Genomic DNA, 18,730 nt, shown 5'->3' with positions numbered 1-18,730 from the left:
TAATCCCGCTCACTGCCGCAAAAGCAGGCACCCTAGTCTTCAGAGTTTAAACGCGGTTCCACACGATATTGGGGATGGAATCCGGATTTATCCGCATAGAACGCCCGAATGCGATCCATATCAGCTGCAACATCACCGGTCATCTGAAGCGTCGGCCCCAGCCCAACCGTTCTAGTGTGACGATCAACATAACCTAGAGTGACGGGCATACCTGTTTCCATCGCGATCCGATAAAACCCAGACTTCCAACGACTGTGCCCCTTCCGTGTGCCGTCAGGGGTGATAACCAAGCCATACACCTGCCCGGAGTTCGCCATGCGAATAATTCGGCGCACCAGCCCGGCAGCGTTTTTACGATCCACCGCGATTCCGCCAAGACCTCGCATGAGTGGCCCACGCCACCCCTTAAAGAGAGTGTCTTTGCCCAGCCATTTGACCGGCAGTTTAAGACGCCACGAAATTGCGAGCATAAACACAAAATCCCAGTTGGAAGTGTGCGGTGCACCAATCAGAATCGTTGGTTCATTTGGCGCCGGGGCCGTCCGTAATTTCCACGGACTCACCACCCAAAATAGGCGCGCGAGGAAATACCTAATCACTCCCCCAGTCTATTGCGCTGCCGCATTGCGCGCTCTGCTTCGCGCTTATCCTGTTTTTCACGGAGTGTCTGCCGTTTATCGTACTCCCGCTTGCCTCGCGCGAGCGCTATCTCCACCTTCACTCGCCCGTCCAGGAAGTAAATCTTGAGCGGCACAATCGTCACTCCGCCGTCGCGAGTCTTCGAAAATAGTTTGTCAATCTGCTGCCGGTGCAGCAGTAACTTGCGTTTGCGGCGCGGTGCATGGTTTGTCCATGTGCCGTTAATGTATTCAGGAATATACGCGTGTTCGAGCCACGCCTCACCAGCTTCAATAAAGCAGAACGCCTCGTTGAGAGATGCGCGACCCTCTCGCAGCGACTTCACCTCGCTGCCTGTCAACACAACACCCGCCTCATATGTGTCGAGAATGTGATAGTCATGCCGAGCTCGCTTATTTGAGGCGATGAGCTGCTCGCCGTTAGCCTGCTTTGACATTTAAACCCTCAAATATCTTGTAATCGCGACTTTGGCGGCTGCGGCAGACAGAATAATACCAACCACCAACAGAATCGGTGGCACTATGAAAGCCTGTTCAAGACTGATGTAGCTTGTGAACGGCACCTGAGTCACGAGGAAGTCTTGCACAAAGAACTTCACTATTCCGAGAGTTGCTGCGCCGGCAAGCACCGCTCCGATAACCGCAGCAAAAACCCCCTCAAGAATAAACGGGGTTTGAATAAAGCGGTTAGAAGCACCCACCAAACGCATGATGCCAATTTCACGCCGGCGGCTAAAGGCTGACAGTCGGATCGTGGTTGAGATCAACAGCACAGCCGCAACCAACATTAGACCCGCGATCGCAACAGCTGAGTAGCTTGCAACACCCAGGAACAAAAATATGCGGTCAAGGAGACTCCGCTGATCAGAAACACTCTGCACACCAGGAATCCCGGAGAAGGTTTCTACCAGAATTTCAGACTGTGAAGGATTCTTTAGTTTCACCCAATACGTTTGGTTTAACTGTTCCGGGCGGGTTATCTCTACGATCGGATTGCCCTTAAACTGCTTCACAAACTCTTCGTATGCGGCATTGTGATCGACAAAGAAATAGTCTTCAACATACGGCGCAAGACTGTCAGACTCGAGCGCATTTGTAACCGCCGCAAGCTGCTCTTCGTTCGCATCGGCGCCAGCACAGGTTGCAGATTCATCAAAGTCGGTGCACATATAGATTGCGACCTGCGCCCGGTCATACCAGAAGGTTTTCATCTGCTGCACCTGCAGCTGCATCAAAATTGCCGCCCCCACGAAGGTGAGCGATACGAAAGTCACCAAAATGACAGACACAACAACTGAGATGTTGCGGCGCAAGCCACGAAACACTTCGCCCATAACAAAAGAGAATCTCATCGGACCGGCCCCACCTCGTCGTCGTTGTTTCGCTGCGCAAGCCCCAGACGCTCTGCAACTCCGGGTTCAATCACCGGCTCAACCGGCTCCACAGGCGGTGCTGGCGGTGTTGGCTCTGCGCTGACAGCGTCAATTACTGTTAGATCGGGTTCGGCTATCTCAGGCGCAACCGGCTGCGCTACTGGCGCCTGCTCGGCAACAGCTGGCGGGGCAAGCTGAACGGTTTCTACTGCAGCTGTCTGCGGCGCCACACGCAGACCAGCTTTGCGCAGATCCTCGATCGGGATAGAGGCAGTTTCGCCGTATCCGCCGCCCTGTTCATCACGCACAACAACTCCGTTGGCAAGCTCGATAACACGCTGTTTCATAATGTCCACGAAGGTCGCTTCGTGAGTTGCCATAACAACTGTTGTCCCTGCAGCATTGATCGCCTGCAGCAACTGCATAATACCGAGGCTGGTTGCCGGATCAAGGTTTCCGGTTGGCTCATCAGCGAGGAGGATCGCGGGCTTATTCACAATTGCGCGCGCAATCGCAACACGCTGCTGCTCACCGCCCGACAGCTCATGCGGGTAGCGTTTACCCTTACCGCCTAGGCCCACCATTTCAAGCACATCGGGAACAGCCTCTTGGATGTAGCCCCGCGACTTTCCAATCACCTGCAGCGAAAACGCAACGTTTTCGTAAACGCTCTTATTTTGAAGCAGGCGAAAATCCTGAAATACAGTGCCGAGATTGCGTCTAAAAAAAGGCACTTTCCGGGTCGAGATCTTGTTCAGATCGTGCCCGAGCACGTGCACCTTACCTTCGCTTGCACGCGACTCTCGCAGTATTAGCTGCAAGCAGCTCGATTTGCCCGAGCCGGAGGCACCCACGATGAACACAAACTCGCCGCGGTCTACCTGCAGAGACACACTATCGAGCGCTGGGCTACTGTTGCCGCGGTAGCGCTTAGTGACATTATCGAAAGTAATCATGGTCTCTTAACGTTACGCGGAGGGTCGGCAGATTAAGCCTCGGCACGCCCAGAACCTACTGATTCTCAGGAATTTGCTTGCATCGAACGCCATCTAATACCGGCTGCAATAAAACCGTCAAGGTCACCGTTAAACACAGCATCGGGCTGCGAAGACTCGTATCCGGTGCGCAGATCTTTGACCAGCTGCTGACCGTACAAGAAATAGGAGCGAATCTGGTCTCCCCAGCTAGCTGTCACAGAGCCAGCAAGCTCTTTCTTTTTTGCTGCCTCTTCTTCCCGCTGCAGCAGCAACAGGCGGTTCTGCAGCACTCGCATTGCAGCGGCGCGGTTCTGAATCTGCGACTTTTCATTCTGCATCGAAACCACTATGCCGGTTGGCAGGTGCGTGATCCGCACAGCAGAGTCGGTTGTGTTAACCGACTGCCCGCCGGGGCCTGAGGAGCGAAAAACATCCACCCGGATATCGCTCTCAGGAACCTCAACTGTTGTCGCTTCCTCCATAAGCGGAATAACCTCCACGCCAGCAAAGCTGGTTTGGCGTTTGTCCGCCGATCCGAAAGGACTAATACGCGCCAATCGGTGAGTGCCCGCTTCAACGGACAGTGTTCCGAAAGCATAGGGGGCGTCCACTTCGAAAGTTGCTGACTTAATGCCCGCCCCTTCGGCGTAACTGGTGTCCAGCACTTTTGTCTGGTATCCGTGCTGCTCAGCCCAGCGTAAATACATGCGCAGCATCATCTCGGCAAAATCCGTTGCATCATCGCCACCAACACCGGAGCGGATCGTGACCACTGCCGGATATTCATCGTATTCGCCAGAGAGCAGCGTCTGCACCTCAAGGTCAGCAATTACTGTCTCAATAGCTTTAAGTTCAGCCTCCGCCTCTTTTGCAAGCGCTGCCGCTTCTGTTGTGTTGCTCTCATCGGCCAGTTCGAGCAGCACCTCAAGATCGTCAAGACGGCTCTCAAGCTGCCGGAGCTTATCGAGTTTGGTTTTTGTATAGGAGAGCTGGCTGGTCACCTGCTGCGCCGCCTCTGGATCATCCCAGAGGTCTGGCGCGGCGGCCTGCTGTTCGAGATCAGCAATCTGTGATGCGAGCGCTCCCATATCAGAAACCGATGCAATGTCGGCGAAGGTTTGCCGTGCCGCTCTAATACGGGCGCTAAATTCAAAATCAGCCATACTGCCTATTAGTGTAGCTGAGGGCAACTGGGTCACCGCACAAAAGTATCTAACGACTAAAAACGTTTGTGTTTTTGCGTTTTAAATTCGGAATAAGTGGAATTTCCCAGAAACATATGTCAGAATCGGAGTGTGAACACCAAGCAAGCCCCCACCTTAGATGGGATTTCAAAGCAGATTATCGAGCAACTGCAGCTCGATGGTCGCAAAAGCTATGCTGAAATCGCTAAGGTTGTGGGACTTAGCGAGGCTGCCGTGCGTCAGCGCGTGCAGAAGCTCACAGACTCCGGAATCGCGCAGATAGTTGGAGTGACAGATCCTATGCGACTGGGCTTTAATCGTTTGGCGATGATCGGGGTGCGCGTCTCGGGCGACATTAGAACTGTCGCTGAGACACTCGCAGACATGCCAGAAGTCTCCTACCTCGTAATGGTGGCGGGCGGCTTTGACATCATGATTGAAGTGGTCTGCGAGGACGACAACGACCTCATTGAAGTACTGAACGGCAAAATCCGTGCAGTCGAGGGCGTTGCTGAGACAGAAACATTTATGTATCTGGCAATTAAGAAACAGAAATACGACTGGGGAACACGATAACCATGTCTTTTGATCCAAACGCAGCAGTAAACGTAGCTGCCCTACAGGAGAGTGCTGGCAAACATCTCTGGCCACACTTCACCTCACGCAAGGTGCTGAACGACGGCATCCCGGTAATCACCCGCGGTGAGGGACACCACATCTACGATGCTGCCGGCAAGCAGTACATTGACGGCCTAGCAGGTCTGTTCGTTGTGAATGCTGGCCACGGCCGTGATCGCATCGTTGAAGCAGCAGCGAAGCAGATGAAGGCACTTGACTACATGCCACTCTGGTCATACGCACACCCTGCAGCAATTGAGCTTGCAGAGCGTCTGGCTGGCTACGCACCAGGTGATCTCAACCGCGTCTTCTTCACCACCGGCGGTGGCGAAGCCGTTGAGACTGCCTTCAAGCTTGCCAAGCACTACTTCAAGCTGCAGGGCAAGCCAATGAAGCATAAGGTGATCTCACGTTCGGTTGCCTACCACGGCACCCCACAGGGCGCACTTGCTATCACCGGTATTCCAGATATGAAGAAGTTCTACGAGCCGCTGACTCCGGGTGGTCACCGTGCACCGAACACCAACTTCTACCGCGCCGCTGAAATGGGTGCTCCAAGTGAAAACATCGAAGAGTTCGGTGAGTGGGCTGCAAACCGTATCGCTGAAGCGATTGAGTTTGAGGGCCCTGAGACAGTTGCTGCTGTCTTCCTGGAGCCGGTACAGAACTCAGGTGGCTGCTTCCCACCACCACCGGGATACTTCAAGCGTGTCCGTGAAATCTGCGATCAGTACGATGTGCTGCTCGTCAGTGACGAGGTAATCTGTGCTTACGGCCGCATCGGTGACTTCTTCGCATGTAATGCACTGGGATACACCCCAGACATCATTACCAGCGCGAAGGGCATCACCTCAGGTTATGCACCACTCGGTGCAGTAATCGTGAGCGATCGTATCTACGAACCGTTCAACAACACTGACAACACCTTCTACCACGGCTTCACTTTTGCTGGTCACCCAGTATCGTGTGCTGCGGCGCTCGAAAACCTCGACATTTTTGAGGAAGAGAAGCTTAACGAGCGCGTTGTTGAGAACAGCCCACTGTTCCGCAAGGAGCTTGAGAAGCTGCTCGACATCGATATCGTTGGTGACGTGCGCGGTGAGGGCTACTTCTTTGGTATCGAGCTTGTGAAAGACAAGACCACCAAGGAAACCTTTAACGAGGAAGAGTCAAACCGCTTGCTGCGTGACTACCTGTCACCGCACCTGTGGGATGCCGGCCTCTACTGCCGTGCTGACGACCGTGGAGACCCGGTAATCCAGCTCGCACCACCGCTAACTATCGGCCCAGCAGAGTTCGAAGAAATCGGCGGCATCCTGCGTTCAGTTCTGAAGGACGCATCGAAGCAGCTCTAAGCTATAGCTAGTTAATTAATAGTTAGCGTTGCAGTGCCTCGGGAAGATTTTTCTTCCCGAGGCACTTTCGTTTAAACCTGCGCAGAAGCTCTGATCGAAAAATCCTGCCCCGCGATCCCTCCCTCACCACCGTGCTGTGGAGGGATATCGTGACCTATGATAGAAATTAGCCTTTCAGCAAATTCGCAGGGAGGCGGTCCCTGTCCAATACACCTGAGGAACATCACTCCTGTGACAAGCACAGCAAAAACCGCCGGAAATCTCTCGGCACTGGATAAATTCTTCGAGATCACTAAGCGCGGCTCAACCGTCGGTAAAGAAATCCGCGGTGGCGTCGTCACCTTCTTCGCGATGGCCTACATCGTGGTGCTAAACCCAATCATTCTCGGCGGCAAAGAAGACATCGCCGGGCAGATACTCGACCCCGCGCTCGTGGGCGCGGCCACCAGCCTCGCAGCGGGCTTCATGAGCATTTTGTTTGGCGTTATCGCTCGCCTACCGTTTGCTTTTGCCGCCGGACTCGGCATGAATTCATTCCTCGCAGTAAATGTTGTGGGCCTTGTCACCTGGCAGGAGGCGATGGGCATCGTTGTTATTAACGGCCTAGTGATCTGCCTACTAGGGGCGACCGGCGCACGTCTGGCTATCTACCGCGCAGTACCCGCCTCACTAAAGGCTGCAATCAGCGTTGCGATTGGTTTCTTCATCGCTTTTATCGGGTTTGTAAACGCCGGGTTCGTCACCCGCACCCCGGGCGGCCCACCGGTACAGCTTGGAACTGACGGCTCGATCGTATCCCCACCAACCGTCATTTTTGTGCTCACCCTGATCCTCGCTGGGGTGCTGGTTGCCCGTCGCGTTAACGGCGCTATTCTGATAGCTCTGGTCATTGGCACGATTGCATCAATTATTTTTGAGGCGATCAGCCCCATCGGTTCAAAATATGCGCCTGAAAGCAATGGCATCGGCTGGGAGTCGAGCGTGCCCACCCTGCCAGAGGCAATCGTAACCCTGCCAGACTTCTCACTCGTTGGCCAGGTCGATGTTTTCGGATCATTCGCGCGCGTTGGCATAATCTCTGCGCTTATGCTGCTCTTCACTCTGGTCTTTACCAACTTTTTTGATGCTATCGGCACCATGAACGGCCTCTCGAAAGGCGCAAGTCTGCAAGATCAGGCTGGCGAGTTTCCGCGCATTAAAAGCGCTTTCCTCGTGGAAGGTGTTGGCGCGGTTGTTGGTGGCGCAACTTCAAGCTCCTCAACAACTGTTTTCGTTGAAAGCGCTGCCGGTATTGGTGAGGGTGCGCGCACAGGCCTAGCTTCGATAACCACAGGTGTTCTCCTGTTTTTGACCGCATTCTTTACCCCGCTCACCGCTCTCGTTCCGATCGAGATCGGTTCGGCTGCCCTTGTGCTTGTTGGCACCATGATGATGAGTCAGGTGACAGAAATTGAGTGGAGTGACTTCTATGTTGCACTGCCAGCGTTCCTAACCATAGCTGCGATGCCGCTCACCTATTCAATTGCAAACGGCATTGGTGTCGGCTTTGTTTCGTACGTGCTGATTAATCTCTTTGGTGGCCGGGCAAAGCGGGTGCACCCAATCCTGTTTATCGTTGCGGCTGGGTTCATCCTATTCTTCACACGTGGGCCTCTCGAGAGTCTTTTGAGTTAGGCCTACTGACCTATAAACCCACTACAGTCTTTTGCGGGGTCTCGCGGTTTAGCGATGCCCCGCAAAAGGATCTGCTGTTTTAATATGGGTGTTAACTATTGCGGTAATAAAAAACCTCGGTTTAGTTCACAAGAACCAAACCGAGGTAATTATTAAAACTCGTAATTTATCGACGCAGACCGAGGCGCTCAATGAGGCTGCGGTAGCGCTCGATATCTACCTTCTGCAGGTAGCCGAGCAGACGACGACGCTGACCAACGAGCAGCAGCAAACCGCGACGTGAGTGGTGGTCGTGCTTGTGGGTCTTCAGGTGCTCGGTGAGATCCTTAATGCGACGTGAGAGGATAGCAACCTGCACCTCTGGTGAACCCGTGTCACCTGGCTTGGTTGCGTACTCTGCAATGATTTCCTGCTTTACCTTCGGGTCAAGTGACATGAGGCACCTTTCGTGTTGCTGCGCGGCGCCGGTCACCCTTTGTGCCGGCTCTCTCTAACCGCGGCCGTTATACGGCAGCCTTTCAATCTTAGCACTAGCATCTGACTTAACACCACACAGTCAAACAAAACGACACCCTCCAGCGCCCGCTAGGCTTAAAATTATGAACCTCAATGCCCTCTCATACTCCGACCTCACTGAGCTAAGGAATCTCGCCGAGCGTGTCGCTCGTGATGCCGGCACACACGTCCGCAACTTACGTGAAAAAGGCGTAACAGTTGCTGCCGCTAAAAGTTCACCGGTAGATATTGTGACGCTCGGTGATCAAGCAGCAGAGCAGATTATTGTTGCGGAGTTGCGCGACTGGCGTCACAGCGACGCGATCCTCGGAGAAGAGGGCACGAATCGCGCTGGCGCGTCCGGCATCACTTGGATCCTTGATCCGATTGACGGCACAACCAACTATTTCTACAACCAGCCGAACTATTGCGTTAGTGTCGCTGCCTGCGTTGCCGACACCAGCTACAGCGAAGGATACCGCGCAGTTGCCGGCGCCGTCTATGTGCCCACCAGCGCAGAGCTCTTCTCAGCTGCGGCCGGATTGGGTGCCGCTCTGAACGGGAAAAAATTGCGGATCAACGAGGCTGCGCCACTGTCTGAGAGCCTTATCGCAACCGGATTTGGATACAGCGCCAAGAAGCGAGCCCGTCAGGCAGAAGTTCTTTTAGAGGTGCTGCCCCGGGTGCGAGATATCCGTCGTTCCGGCTCTGCTGCATACGATCTCTGCGCACTGGCAGCTGGTCGCCTCGACGCTTACTATGAAGCAGGCTTAAAAGTTTGGGACTACGCGGCTGCCGAACTAATAGCACGTGAAGCAGGAGCGACAGTAACCGGAGCAGCCGCAGCGGGTGTTATAAGCAGTAAGCCGGGCACGCCACTATTAATCGCGGGCCCGGCCGAAACTGTTAAAGCGCTGCAGCCGTTGCTGCCGGCACTTAAGTAACTGGGGATTACTTCACACCAAGCAGGTCAATAACGAATACCAGCGTCTTTTTTGCGAGTGGATGGCCGGGTGCCACACCGTATGCGAGACGTGGCGGCACAATGAGCTTCCTGCGACCGCCAACCTTCATGCCTGGGATGCCCTGCTTCCAGCCCTCTACGAGCTGTGCGAGCGGAAAGTTGATGCTCTCGCCGCGACTCCATGAAGAATCAAACTCTTCACCGGTTTCGTAGTCAACACCGAGATAGTGCACGTCAACAGTTGACGATGCAACAGCCTCGGCACCATCGCCAACCACGATGTCTTCAATCACGAGCTCAGTCGGTGCTGGCCCTTCTGGGAAAGGAACTTCTGGGCGTTCTAAATTAGTCATATTTCAATTCTTGCAAACATGCCTGAAAAATCTCAGACAGTACTGGGTAGGCTTAAAGGGTGAAGTTTGCGCACATAAAGAATTCATCAACCTCCGTTCTTGAACTCGCTGTAGTGTCTGGCGACCGCGCAATCCCAGTTTCTTTGCTCGGGCAGTCGGCACGCACACTGCAAGAACTCATCAATCAAGGTGCGACTGCTCTTGACCTGCTCCGTGAAGCACTAAGCTCAGCTGGCCCAGAGGCTGGAGTGTCCTTAGACAGCGTCACCTGGGGCCCAGCAGTAATCGCACCACCGGTGACCCTAGCTGTTGGCCTAAATTATGATGAGCACGCTAGCGAATTAAGCCTGGACAATGATTCCGGGCCGGTGCTCTTCTCACTGTTTCCAAACTCATTGGGTGCGCACGAAGCAACCGTTGAACTTCCGACGGCGGTAACGCGGGAGGTTGATTATGAGGGTGAGCTCGGCGTCATCATTGGCAAACCCGCAAAGAACGTCAAACTTGAAGAAGCGCTCGACTACGTTTTTGGTTACACAGTAGTAAACGATATGACCGCCCGCAATCTGCAGTTTCAAGAACCGCAGTGGTCACGCTGTAAATCATTCGACGGCTTTTCGCCGGTTGGCCCGGTTGTGGTAACCGCTGATGAAATCCCTGATCCACAGAATCTTGCTATCACAACAGACTTTGACGGGCTGCGCGTGCAGGATTCAAACACCCGTTTTATGATTCGCTCTGTCGCGCAACTGATTGTGTCGCTCTCGCAGGCCACTACACTGCAACCGGGCACTCTTATTTCAACCGGCTCCCCCGGCGGTGCCGGCCGCAGCCGCAAACCCCCGCTTTATTTCAAAGAGGGCACCGAGTGCACTGTCACGATCGAGGGTATTGGCGCGCTCACAACACGCACCGTTGAGATTTAATCTATGCGCCAAGCCGCTTCGGTTGGCATAAATTTTGTGGGCCGGGTTGTTTTTGAAACAACCCGGCCCACAAAATTTGTTTAATTAGCTTTGCGCTTAAGAGGTCTTTTAGCCCTCACCTAGAGCGCTGGTGCTGTCAACCTCGCTCCGATCCGACACTTTGTGCGCTTCACGCACCGCATCGGTATCTGGCGCCAGGCCCGCTAGTTTCGCTGGTTGCAGCAGCTCTTCAAGCTCATCTGCATCGAGCAGGTCACGTGCGACAACCAGGTCACGAATAGGTTCGTTGTTAGCGAGAGCTTCTTTTGCCAGTTTGGCTGCCTCTGCATAACCGATAACCGGTGCAAGGGCAGTGATCACGGTGACAGAACGCGCAACAGTGTCAGCGAGGTGTGTCTCATTTGCGGTGATACCGTCAACACAGTTCACACGCAGTGTCTTGCAGGCGCGCTCGAGCCAGGTAATTGACTGGAACAGTGAGTGCGCAATAATCGGCTCGAAGGCATTCAGCTGCAACTGCCCGGCCTCAACAGCCATCGAAACAGTCACATCAGCGCCGGCAACATTGTATGCAACCTGCGACACCGCCTCTGGAATCACCGGATTAACCTTACCGGGCATAATCGATGAGCCAGCCTGACGAGCTGGCAGATTAATCTCACCGAGACCCGCCTGCGGCCCTGAAGAGAGCAAACGAAGGTCGTTAGAGATTTTTGAAAGCTTCAGGCCCAGACGCTTTAGCGCCCCTGAGAATGTCACAAAAACGCCGGTGTCGCTGGTTGACTCGATAAGGTCGCCGGCCGTTTCAAGCGGAATACCCGTCACCTCGCGCAGATGCTTGATAACAGCCTCTTTGTATCCGACAGCCGCGTTAATCCCGGTGCCAATTGCTGTGGCGCCCATATTCACTTCATAGAGCAGCTCAACAGCTTCCTGCAGCCGGTCTAGATCTTCACGCAGGGTCACACCAAATGCGTTGAATTCCTGGCCGAGAGTCATCGGCACAGCGTCCTGCAGCTGAGTGCGACCAACCTTTAGAATGCTAGAAAATTCTTTGCCCTTGCTCTCGAATGAGCTTGCTAGCAGTTCGAGCTCTTCAAGCAGATGACGAATAGAAAACACCAAAGCAATTTTGATCGCGGTCGGGTAGGTGTCATTGGTTGACTGACTGCGGTTGGTGTGATCGTTCGGGTTAATGAACGCGTAATCACCCTTCGGATGACCTGCCATTTCAAGCGCACGGTTCGTGATTACCTCGTTTGCGTTCATGTTTGTCGAGGTGCCGGCACCACCCTGCACCACGCCAACAACGAACTGGTCGATAAGCGCACCGCCCTTGATCTCTTCACACGCTCGATCAATATAGGTTGCTTTCTGCTCATCTAGCGCACCAATTTCTAGGTTGGCCCGCACCGCAGCCTGCTTCACACAAGCGAACGCCTTAACAAAATCGGGATAGACAGAGATCGGGCGCCTAGAGATCGGAAAGTTCTCGAGCGCACGTGCCGTGTGCACGCCCCAGTAAGCAGTGGTTGGCACCTCAACTGAACCGAGTGAATCGGTTTCGGTGCGTGTTAGCGTTGCGAGGTAATCTGCCATTGTGTATTGCTACTCCATTGTCACTGCCGACACCTAAGCATCGGGGTCTAATACTTGCTAGCACCTAGGCTACTCCCTCTAGGTCGCTTGCGCACTAAAACGCGCTAAATCTGAAACGGCAAATTCCGTTATTTTTGACAGAGCTGCGCAGGCAGCTAACTTAGAACTTTGATTCGCTTTCAACTAAACGGCGGATCCGATCCGCAATCGGCGGGTGGGTAGAAAACATGCGCTGCATCGCTCCGGGGCGAGTTGGATCGGCGAGCCACATATGAGCCATCGATGACTGTTGGCGCTCAAGGGGACGCGCATGACTACTAATCTTGTGTAGCGCGCTAGCAAGAGCTGTCGGGTGTCTGGTTATGAACGCGCCGGTTGCGTCTGCAAGATATTCCCTCTGCCGCGAGATCGCAAGCTGCACAACTGTTGCAACCAGCGGCGCCACAAGCATCGCGACCAGGCCAAAAACGAGCACTACCGGGTTATTGTTGTTATTATTTTGCCGCCCAAAAAAGGCCATGCGCATCAGCACATCAGAGAGAATGCCCACAGCAACCACAAGACCGTAAACAATCATATTGACGCGAATGTCATAATTGCGCACATGCCCCAGCTCATGCGCCATAACTCCCTCAAGCTCAGCGTCGTTAAGAATCTCTAGCAGGCCCGTTGTCGCCGCAACTGACGCGGTCTCTGGGTTGCGACCTGTGGCGAAAGCGTTCGGAGCAGGGTCGTTAATGACATACACCTTAGGCATTGGCATTCCGGTTGTGATAGACAAATTCTCAACGGTGCGATACAAACGCGGATTGTCACGTTCAGAAATCTCTTGTGCGCCAGACATCGCAAGCGCTTGCCGGCTCGCCATAAAGTATTGGAAAATCGCAAATAAAATTGCGCCAGCAACAACAGTAACGCTCACTGCAGTGCTGCGGTATGCCCAGCCGGCAAGCAGCCCAAGCCCGCCAATAATGAGTACGAAAATGAGCATATACAGAATAGTGTTCACCTTATTGCGGCGAATAGCGCTGTACATACTCCCCCTTTATGAAGTGTTTAGGAGCCGAAATCAATGCGGGGTGGTTCAGAGATAGCCGCCAGCTCTTCAACCTCAAAGAAATCACGCTCTTTAAAGCCCATCCCGCGCACAAAGATGTTGTTCGGGAATAGCTGGATCTTGGTGTTGTAATCGCGCACACCCCCGTTATAAAAACGACGTGAGGCTTGGATTTTATTTTCTGTGTCAACCAGCGCGGACTGCAACTCAAGGAAGTTCTGACTAGCCTGCAGCTGTGGATAGGCTTCGGCAACCGCAAAGATACTCTTCAGCGCCTGCTGCATCTGCCCCTCTGCCTGCGATGCTTCAGCCGGGGTTTGTGCGTTAATCGTCGCGGCTCTAGCGCGAGTCACGCTTTCAAACACACCCGACTCGTGGCTGGCATACCCTTTCACGGTTTCAACCAACTGCGGAATGAGATCTGCCCGGCGCTTCAGCTGCACAGTGATATCACTCCAGGCTTCATCAACCCGGTTGCGCAGTTTAACCAGCGAGTTGTAGGTGACGACCACATACAGGCCGAGTACAAGCAACAAACCGGCTGCCACGAGCCCAAGAATTAGTCCAATTTCCATACCCAAACTCTAGCAGTCGCATCGTTACGATCCCCTGAAACTACAGCCGCTAGGGATAACCGCAGCCTGTGTAACACTCCCAGATACTGCCGAGAAAATTCTTCTACACTAAACAGTCATTAGACGTGACAACAATATTTACTATTGAAGGAGCAGATAATGCGCGTATACATTGCGGGAGCTACTGGACGAGTCGCAGAACAGCTGATCAAACGGTTGACTGAAAACGGGCACACCGTTGTGGCTGGAGCTCGCAAACCCGAGAAGGTGCTTACCCGCCCAGGCGTCACTCCGCACGCTCTTGACCTGCACGCAAGCGTCGCTGACCTCACGCAGCTGCTGAAAGGCTGTGGCGCGGTTTATTTCACAGCGGGCTCGCGCGGCAAAGACCTGCTGCAAACAGACGCGTTTGGAGCTGTCAAACTAATGCAGGCCGCAGAACAGGCGGGCGTCTCACGCTTCATTATGCTGAGCTCTATTTTTGCGACCGAGCCGGAAAAGTGGTCGGATCCAAATTTGGCAAAGATCACCAATTACAACATTGCTAAATTTTTTGCGGATCAGTGGTTGCTGCACCAAACAAAACTTGATTACACAATTGTCCAACCGGGAAATTTGGTTGAGGCAGAGTTTGGCTCTGGCAAGATTGCGGTGCATGTTTCACAGTCACAGCCCAACACAATTCCCAATGTTGCTCATGTGTTGGCAGAGGCGTTAGAGCAGCCGCGCACAATCGGAAAAATTATCCAGATGAGTGATGGGGAAACACCCATTAAGGAAGCGCTCGCAAATTTATAGCCGTAGATTCAATTAGCTGCTTAAAAGGGAGCTGATTATTTGTACCCCCAGTCGGACTCGAACCGACACACCTTGCGGCAGCAGATTTTAAGTCTGCCGTGTCTACCAATTCCACCATAGGGGCGCCAGATATCGAGCATAGCACTTTGTGCGCCTGGGCGACATCTCACCCGCTGGGAATATATCTTGCGCAAGAATAGATAACTGCTGTTAAATTTCTAAAAAGAAGGAGACATAGTTGTCATCAGCCAGCACTTCGCCAGCACGAGCCGGCAATAAAAATATCGCTCGCGATATTGCGTTTATCGCAGTGTTTGCTGCATTAATTTGGGCTTTCTCGTTTTTGAAGATCCCTGTTGGATCGCTCGGGGTGCCAATCACCCTCCAGACTTTTGCGATCGGCGTGACCGGCTTTCTTCTGGGGCCTTGGCGCGGTTTTGCAGCAACCCTGCTATACGTAGCACTCGGCCTGCTTGGGCTCCCCGTGTTCGCTGGCGGCACCGGCGGTTTCACCGTGCTGGCCGGCCCAACTGCCGGATACATTATCGCCTTCCCGCTGTTTGCGCTCCTGTGCGGCATCGTTGCAAAGCGCTGTCTGTTAAAACTCAGCGGCGTGAAGCTCTGGCTGACTCTCGGCCTGCTTGGTTTGGTTGCTAGCTTTATCACTATTCACCCGCTCGGCATCGGCGGCCTAGTTATAAACGCCGATCTCGCACCCGCTGACGCGATCAAGGCAGATATGCCGTTCTGGCCGGGCGACGCGATTAAAAACTTCGCTGCTGCAGCGGTTGCAGTGTTCGTGCACAAAGCTTTTCCACGACTGCTAACTGACGATTAAGCGCGCCCAAAACAGCGCAAGAGTTTCTAGCAGTGATTAAGTTTGATGCAGTGTCGGTAAGGGTGGCTGGTGCGCTGCCAGCCACCCCTGCGCGCGACCTCATCACAGACATAAACGTCACGATTTCAGAAAAAATTGTCGCTCTTATCGGCGCAAACGGCTCTGGTAAATCAACGCTGCTACAGCTTATTAACGGCCTCACAAAACCGACAAGCGGCACGGTTTCAGCACCCGATCGGGTTGGTTTCGTGTTTACCGACCCTAGTGTGCAGCTGCTGATGCCAACGGTCATCGAAGATATTATGCTCTCGCTGCGGCAGCTGCCCCGCAGCGAACGCCGTGCCGCAGCGTTTCAGACGCTTCGATCTCTCGGGCTGGAAGATCTTGCAACACGCAGTGTGTATGAGTTATCTGCGGGCCAGCAGCAACTAGTTGCCATCGCAACAGTGATGGCAACCGATCCTGAAGTTTTAGTGTTGGACGAACCAACCACTCTGTTAGATCTGCGTAACACCGAGCTTGTAAGCCGTATGCTCAAACAGCTAGCCGAGCGTGGCGTGCAGATTCTTATCGCAACCCACGATCTTGAGCTTGCCGCAACAACCGACCGGATACTGCTCATCGCGGATGGCAAAATTGCGGCAGATGGCAACCCAGAAACAGTAATTTCCAGCTACCGAAAGCTGTCTCAGAGTGGTTAAACGCGGTCATTTTCTCGGTCTTTACTGGCCAAACCCCGGCTGGCTGCATAATACACCCGCTGGGGTGAAAGTTAGCGCGCTTATTCTCTTTAGCGCGATCGCCGCATTCGTGCGCAGTCCACAAGTTATTTGGGCGCTTATCTGTTTCACACTCATTCTCGGACTGACCACGAAACTACCTCTCCGGGAATTAGTGCGCCCACTCCAGCAGATTTGGCTGCTAATTCTCGTGTTCGGAGTTATACAGTTACTGTTAGCCTCCGTTGCAAGCTTCTTTAGTGTGATTGGAGTGATGATCCTCTGTGTGTTAAACGCAACAGTTTTAATACTGACGACCAGAGTCTCTGAGCTCCTCGAACTTTTTAGAACCTGCTGCACTCCCCTGCGTCTCTTCGGGATCGATCCTGAACGCCCTGCGCTCGCAGCCGCAATCGCAATATCCGCACTGCCAGTGCTACTAGGTCTGGTTGAGGATGCTCGTATTGCGGCAACCGCGCGCGGCCTCCAAAGCAGCATCCGAGCACGCACCCTGCCGGTTATTCTCGGCGCTGTAAAGCACGCGGAAGACACCGCAAAGGCCCTGCAAGCACGCAATTTAGTGTAGTTTCAAGTCTCTACCCGAGTTCGGGCACCAAACTTTGGCTGTTTATGCCGAAGAAATTACAGCTACCCTAAATAGGTGTAGGCCCCCGATTGGGCAGAATCGGGGGCCTACTTTGGGTATCTCCTACAGTAAAATTGGGCAGAACCGTAGGGAGCCCGCTCACCAGTTCGTTGCCGAAGAGGTGAAGTCTTTATGCGGTTGCGAGCCTGTCACGCAACGCCCCAAGCTGTCGGTTTAGTTCGCCGGGCACGCGGTCGCCGAATTTTGCGAAAAATTCTTCGGTCAGATCGCACTCTGCAAGCCACGACTCAGCGTCAACGTCAAAGAGTGCGTCTACATCACGCTGCTCCAACTCAAGACCGGAAAGTTTTAACTCTCCAGCTGCTGGTACTCGCCCAATCGCTAGCGCCTCGCCGTCTACTTCACCGCTAACCGAGCGGAGAATCCAATCAAGGACGCGTGAATTATCGCCAAAGCCCGGCCACAGGAATTTGCCGTCAGCGTCCTTACGGAACCAGTTGACCTGGAAAATCTTAGGCGCTTTATCACCAAGGAGCTCGCCCATCTCCAGCCAGTGCCCCCAGTAGTCTGCCATGTTGTATCCGCAGAACGGCAGCATCGCGAACGGATCACGCCGCAGCTGGCCAACGGTGCCCTCCTGCGCCGCAGTTTTTTCTGAAGAGATGGTCGCGCCCATAAACACGCCATGCTTCCAGTCGAATGACTGGGCAACGAGCGGGATGTTTGTTGCGCGGCGACCGCCGAACAGAATTGCGTCGATTGGCACTCCGCTGTCGGCTTTCGCCCACTCATCGGCGAGAGTTGGGGTCTGCGTAATCGGCACAGTAAATCGTGAGTTCGGGTGTGCTGCCGGGCGGTTATCTGCTGGTGTCCAGTCATTGCCCTGCCAGTCGACGAGATGCTCTGGCACAGCGTCAGTTTTGCCCTCCCACCAGACGTCACCGTCGTCTGTCAGCGCAACATTTGTGTAAATCGTGTTGCCCCAGAGTGTGTTCATAGCTGTTGGGTTGGTTGACTCACCTGTGCCCGGCGCAACACCGAAGAACCCAGCTTCCGGGTTAATCGCATACAGTCGACCGTCTGCACCGGGGCGCAGCCAGGCAATATCGTCGCCGAGGGTTTCGATTTTCCACCCGGGAATGGTCGGTTGCAGCATCGCAAAGTTAGTTTTACCGCAGGCTGAAGGGAACGCAGCCGCAACGTGGAACGCTTTGTTGGTTTCGGTGTTAGTGGCTTTAATCAGGAGCATATGCTCTGCGAGCCAGCCCTCATTACGGCCGAGCACGCTCGCAATACGCAGCGCGAAGCACTTCTTTGAGAGCAGGGCGTTGCCGCCGTAACCGGATCCAAAAGACCAGACTTCCAGAGTCTCTGGGAAGTGGCAAATGTATTTTGTTTCATTGCACGGCCATGCAGAGTCTTGCTCGCCAGTTGCAAGCGGCGCGCCAACACTGTGCACGGTGCGCACCCACTGCTTCCCCGCTTCAATTTCACGGTAAACTTCCGGCGTTACGCGAGCCATGATGTGCATGTTTAGCACAGCGTAGGGTGAATCAGTAATTTGTAAGCCCAACTGGGTAATTGCGCCACCGACAGGGCCCATCGCAAATGGGATCACGTACAGAGTGCGCCCCTGCATAGCACCGTCAAACAACGGTGTTAGCTCAGCCATCATTTCTTTAGGATCACGCCAGTTATTGCTGGGGCCGGCATCAATCTGCTCTTTTGAACAGATGAAGGTGCGATCTTCCACGCGCGCCACATCATCAGCGCTTGAGCGCGCTAAAAAGGAGTTGGGGCGAATATCGCGGTTGAGTTTGATGAGGCTGCCAGCTGCAACCATCTCTTCTGTCAGCTGGTTCCACTCAGCTGCACTGCCGTCACACCAGTAAATATTTTTTGGTTTGACGAGAGAAACAATCGATTCCACCCAATCGATTACTTCCTGGTTTGTAGTCTGAACTGTCTCAGTCATTTGCA

Annotated in this window: 20 protein-coding genes and 1 tRNA gene; 9 read left to right on the top strand and 12 right to left on the bottom strand. The window is 53.8% G+C overall.

The window, feature by feature from the left end:
• Positions 1-32: 32 nt before the first annotated feature.
• From HCR00_RS00380 to prfB, 5 genes are all read right to left on the bottom strand, one after another.
• Positions 33-599, bottom strand: a complete 567-nt coding sequence (locus HCR00_RS00380) for a 1-acyl-sn-glycerol-3-phosphate acyltransferase (protein ID WP_167141827.1) — start codon at positions 597-599, stop codon at positions 33-35.
• On the bottom strand, positions 596-1,075 hold the full coding sequence (gene smpB, locus HCR00_RS00375; RefSeq protein ID WP_166985333.1) for an SsrA-binding protein SmpB: 480 nt from the start codon (positions 1,073-1,075) through the stop codon (positions 596-598). The genes HCR00_RS00380 and smpB overlap by 4 nt, the downstream gene beginning before the upstream one ends.
• Positions 1,076-1,990 carry a permease-like cell division protein FtsX gene (gene ftsX, locus HCR00_RS00370; RefSeq protein WP_166985336.1) on the bottom strand — a complete coding sequence of 305 codons (915 nt, stop codon included), beginning with the start codon at positions 1,988-1,990 and terminating at the stop codon, positions 1,076-1,078. It lies immediately after the preceding gene.
• On the bottom strand, positions 1,987-2,967 hold the full coding sequence (gene ftsE, locus HCR00_RS00365; RefSeq protein WP_167141825.1) for a cell division ATP-binding protein FtsE: 981 nt from the start codon (positions 2,965-2,967) through the stop codon (positions 1,987-1,989). Before ftsE ends, ftsX begins: the two co-directional genes overlap by 4 nt.
• 65 nt (positions 2,968-3,032) lie before the next feature.
• On the bottom strand, positions 3,033-4,151 hold the full coding sequence (gene prfB, locus HCR00_RS00360) for a peptide chain release factor 2 (protein ID WP_167141822.1): 1,119 nt from the start codon (positions 4,149-4,151) through the stop codon (positions 3,033-3,035).
• Positions 4,152-4,283: 132 nt separating this feature from the next.
• Here prfB and HCR00_RS00355 point away from each other — a divergent pair, with 132 nt between their 5' ends.
• The 3 genes from HCR00_RS00355 (at position 4,284) to HCR00_RS00345 (ending at position 7,819) form a co-directional block, all read left to right on the top strand.
• Positions 4,284-4,748: an Lrp/AsnC family transcriptional regulator gene (locus HCR00_RS00355; RefSeq protein WP_243854473.1), complete on the top strand. Its 465-nt coding sequence runs from the start codon at positions 4,284-4,286 to the stop codon at positions 4,746-4,748.
• 2 nt (positions 4,749-4,750) lie between these two features.
• On the top strand, positions 4,751-6,145 hold the full coding sequence (locus HCR00_RS00350; RefSeq protein WP_166985345.1) for an aspartate aminotransferase family protein: 1,395 nt from the start codon (positions 4,751-4,753) through the stop codon (positions 6,143-6,145).
• Between the two features lie 156 nt (positions 6,146-6,301).
• A complete protein-coding gene (locus HCR00_RS00345; RefSeq protein WP_167141819.1) occupies positions 6,302-7,819 on the top strand; it encodes an NCS2 family permease in 1,518 nt (505 codons plus the stop codon).
• 166 nt (positions 7,820-7,985) lie between these two features.
• Here the strand turns inward: HCR00_RS00345 and rpsO are convergent, their stop codons facing one another.
• On the bottom strand, positions 7,986-8,255 hold the full coding sequence (rpsO, locus tag HCR00_RS00340; protein ID WP_167141816.1) for a 30S ribosomal protein S15: 270 nt from the start codon (positions 8,253-8,255) through the stop codon (positions 7,986-7,988).
• A 163-nt stretch (positions 8,256-8,418) separates the two neighbouring features.
• On the opposite strand from rpsO, the gene HCR00_RS00335 reads away from it, so the two are divergent.
• Positions 8,419-9,258, top strand: coding sequence for an inositol monophosphatase family protein (locus tag HCR00_RS00335; RefSeq protein ID WP_167141813.1), 840 nt, complete (start codon positions 8,419-8,421; stop codon positions 9,256-9,258).
• A gap of 7 nt (positions 9,259-9,265) precedes the next feature.
• Here HCR00_RS00335 and HCR00_RS00330 read toward each other — a convergent pair whose 3' ends face one another.
• Positions 9,266-9,631: an FKBP-type peptidyl-prolyl cis-trans isomerase gene (locus tag HCR00_RS00330; protein WP_166985357.1), complete on the bottom strand. Its 366-nt coding sequence runs from the start codon at positions 9,629-9,631 to the stop codon at positions 9,266-9,268.
• Between the two features lie 59 nt (positions 9,632-9,690).
• Between HCR00_RS00330 and HCR00_RS00325 the strand changes: the two genes are divergently transcribed.
• Complete coding sequence (locus HCR00_RS00325; RefSeq protein ID WP_167141810.1) at positions 9,691-10,557, top strand: fumarylacetoacetate hydrolase family protein; 867 nt, start codon at positions 9,691-9,693, stop codon at positions 10,555-10,557.
• Between the two features lie 108 nt (positions 10,558-10,665).
• Here the strand turns inward: HCR00_RS00325 and HCR00_RS00320 are convergent, their stop codons facing one another.
• The 3 genes from HCR00_RS00320 to HCR00_RS00310 form a co-directional block, all read right to left on the bottom strand.
• Positions 10,666-12,156 carry an aspartate ammonia-lyase gene (locus HCR00_RS00320; protein ID WP_166985363.1) on the bottom strand — a complete coding sequence of 497 codons (1,491 nt, stop codon included), beginning with the start codon at positions 12,154-12,156 and terminating at the stop codon, positions 10,666-10,668.
• A 160-nt stretch (positions 12,157-12,316) separates the two neighbouring features.
• On the bottom strand, positions 12,317-13,192 hold the full coding sequence (locus HCR00_RS00315; RefSeq protein WP_166985366.1) for a M48 family metalloprotease: 876 nt from the start codon (positions 13,190-13,192) through the stop codon (positions 12,317-12,319).
• A gap of 20 nt (positions 13,193-13,212) precedes the next feature.
• Positions 13,213-13,788, bottom strand: coding sequence for a LemA family protein (locus tag HCR00_RS00310; protein WP_167141809.1), 576 nt, complete (start codon positions 13,786-13,788; stop codon positions 13,213-13,215).
• Between the two features lie 159 nt (positions 13,789-13,947).
• Between HCR00_RS00310 and HCR00_RS00305 the strand changes: the two genes are divergently transcribed.
• Positions 13,948-14,586: an SDR family oxidoreductase gene (locus HCR00_RS00305; RefSeq protein WP_167141806.1), complete on the top strand. Its 639-nt coding sequence runs from the start codon at positions 13,948-13,950 to the stop codon at positions 14,584-14,586.
• Between the two features lie 42 nt (positions 14,587-14,628).
• On the opposite strand, the gene HCR00_RS00300 is transcribed toward HCR00_RS00305, so the two are convergent.
• Positions 14,629-14,710 (bottom strand) — tRNA-Leu (locus tag HCR00_RS00300).
• 114 nt (positions 14,711-14,824) lie between these two features.
• Here HCR00_RS00300 and HCR00_RS00295 point away from each other — a divergent pair.
• From HCR00_RS00295 to HCR00_RS00285, 3 genes are read left to right on the top strand one after another with little or no spacing between them, the layout of a single operon-like run.
• Positions 14,825-15,424, top strand: a complete 600-nt coding sequence (locus tag HCR00_RS00295; RefSeq protein ID WP_167141803.1) for a biotin transporter BioY — start codon at positions 14,825-14,827, stop codon at positions 15,422-15,424.
• Positions 15,425-15,456: 32 nt separating this feature from the next.
• On the top strand, positions 15,457-16,125 hold the full coding sequence (locus HCR00_RS00290) for an energy-coupling factor ABC transporter ATP-binding protein (protein ID WP_167141800.1): 669 nt from the start codon (positions 15,457-15,459) through the stop codon (positions 16,123-16,125).
• Complete coding sequence (locus HCR00_RS00285) at positions 16,118-16,729, top strand: CbiQ family ECF transporter T component (protein ID WP_167141798.1); 612 nt, start codon at positions 16,118-16,120, stop codon at positions 16,727-16,729. Before HCR00_RS00290 ends, HCR00_RS00285 begins: the two co-directional genes overlap by 8 nt.
• A gap of 190 nt (positions 16,730-16,919) precedes the next feature.
• Here HCR00_RS00285 and HCR00_RS00280 read toward each other — a convergent pair whose 3' ends face one another.
• On the bottom strand, positions 16,920-18,725 hold the full coding sequence (locus HCR00_RS00280) for a phosphoenolpyruvate carboxykinase (GTP) (RefSeq protein WP_167141795.1): 1,806 nt from the start codon (positions 18,723-18,725) through the stop codon (positions 16,920-16,922).
• Positions 18,726-18,730: the final 5 nt, after the last annotated feature.

The sequence above is a fragment of the Canibacter zhoujuaniae genome, from assembly GCF_011752005.1.
Taxonomy (GTDB): Bacteria; Actinomycetota; Actinomycetes; order Actinomycetales; family Microbacteriaceae; genus Canibacter; species Canibacter zhoujuaniae.
The sequence above is the reverse complement of the archived record's forward strand: the minus strand, read 5'-3'. Positions and strand labels throughout refer to the sequence as shown.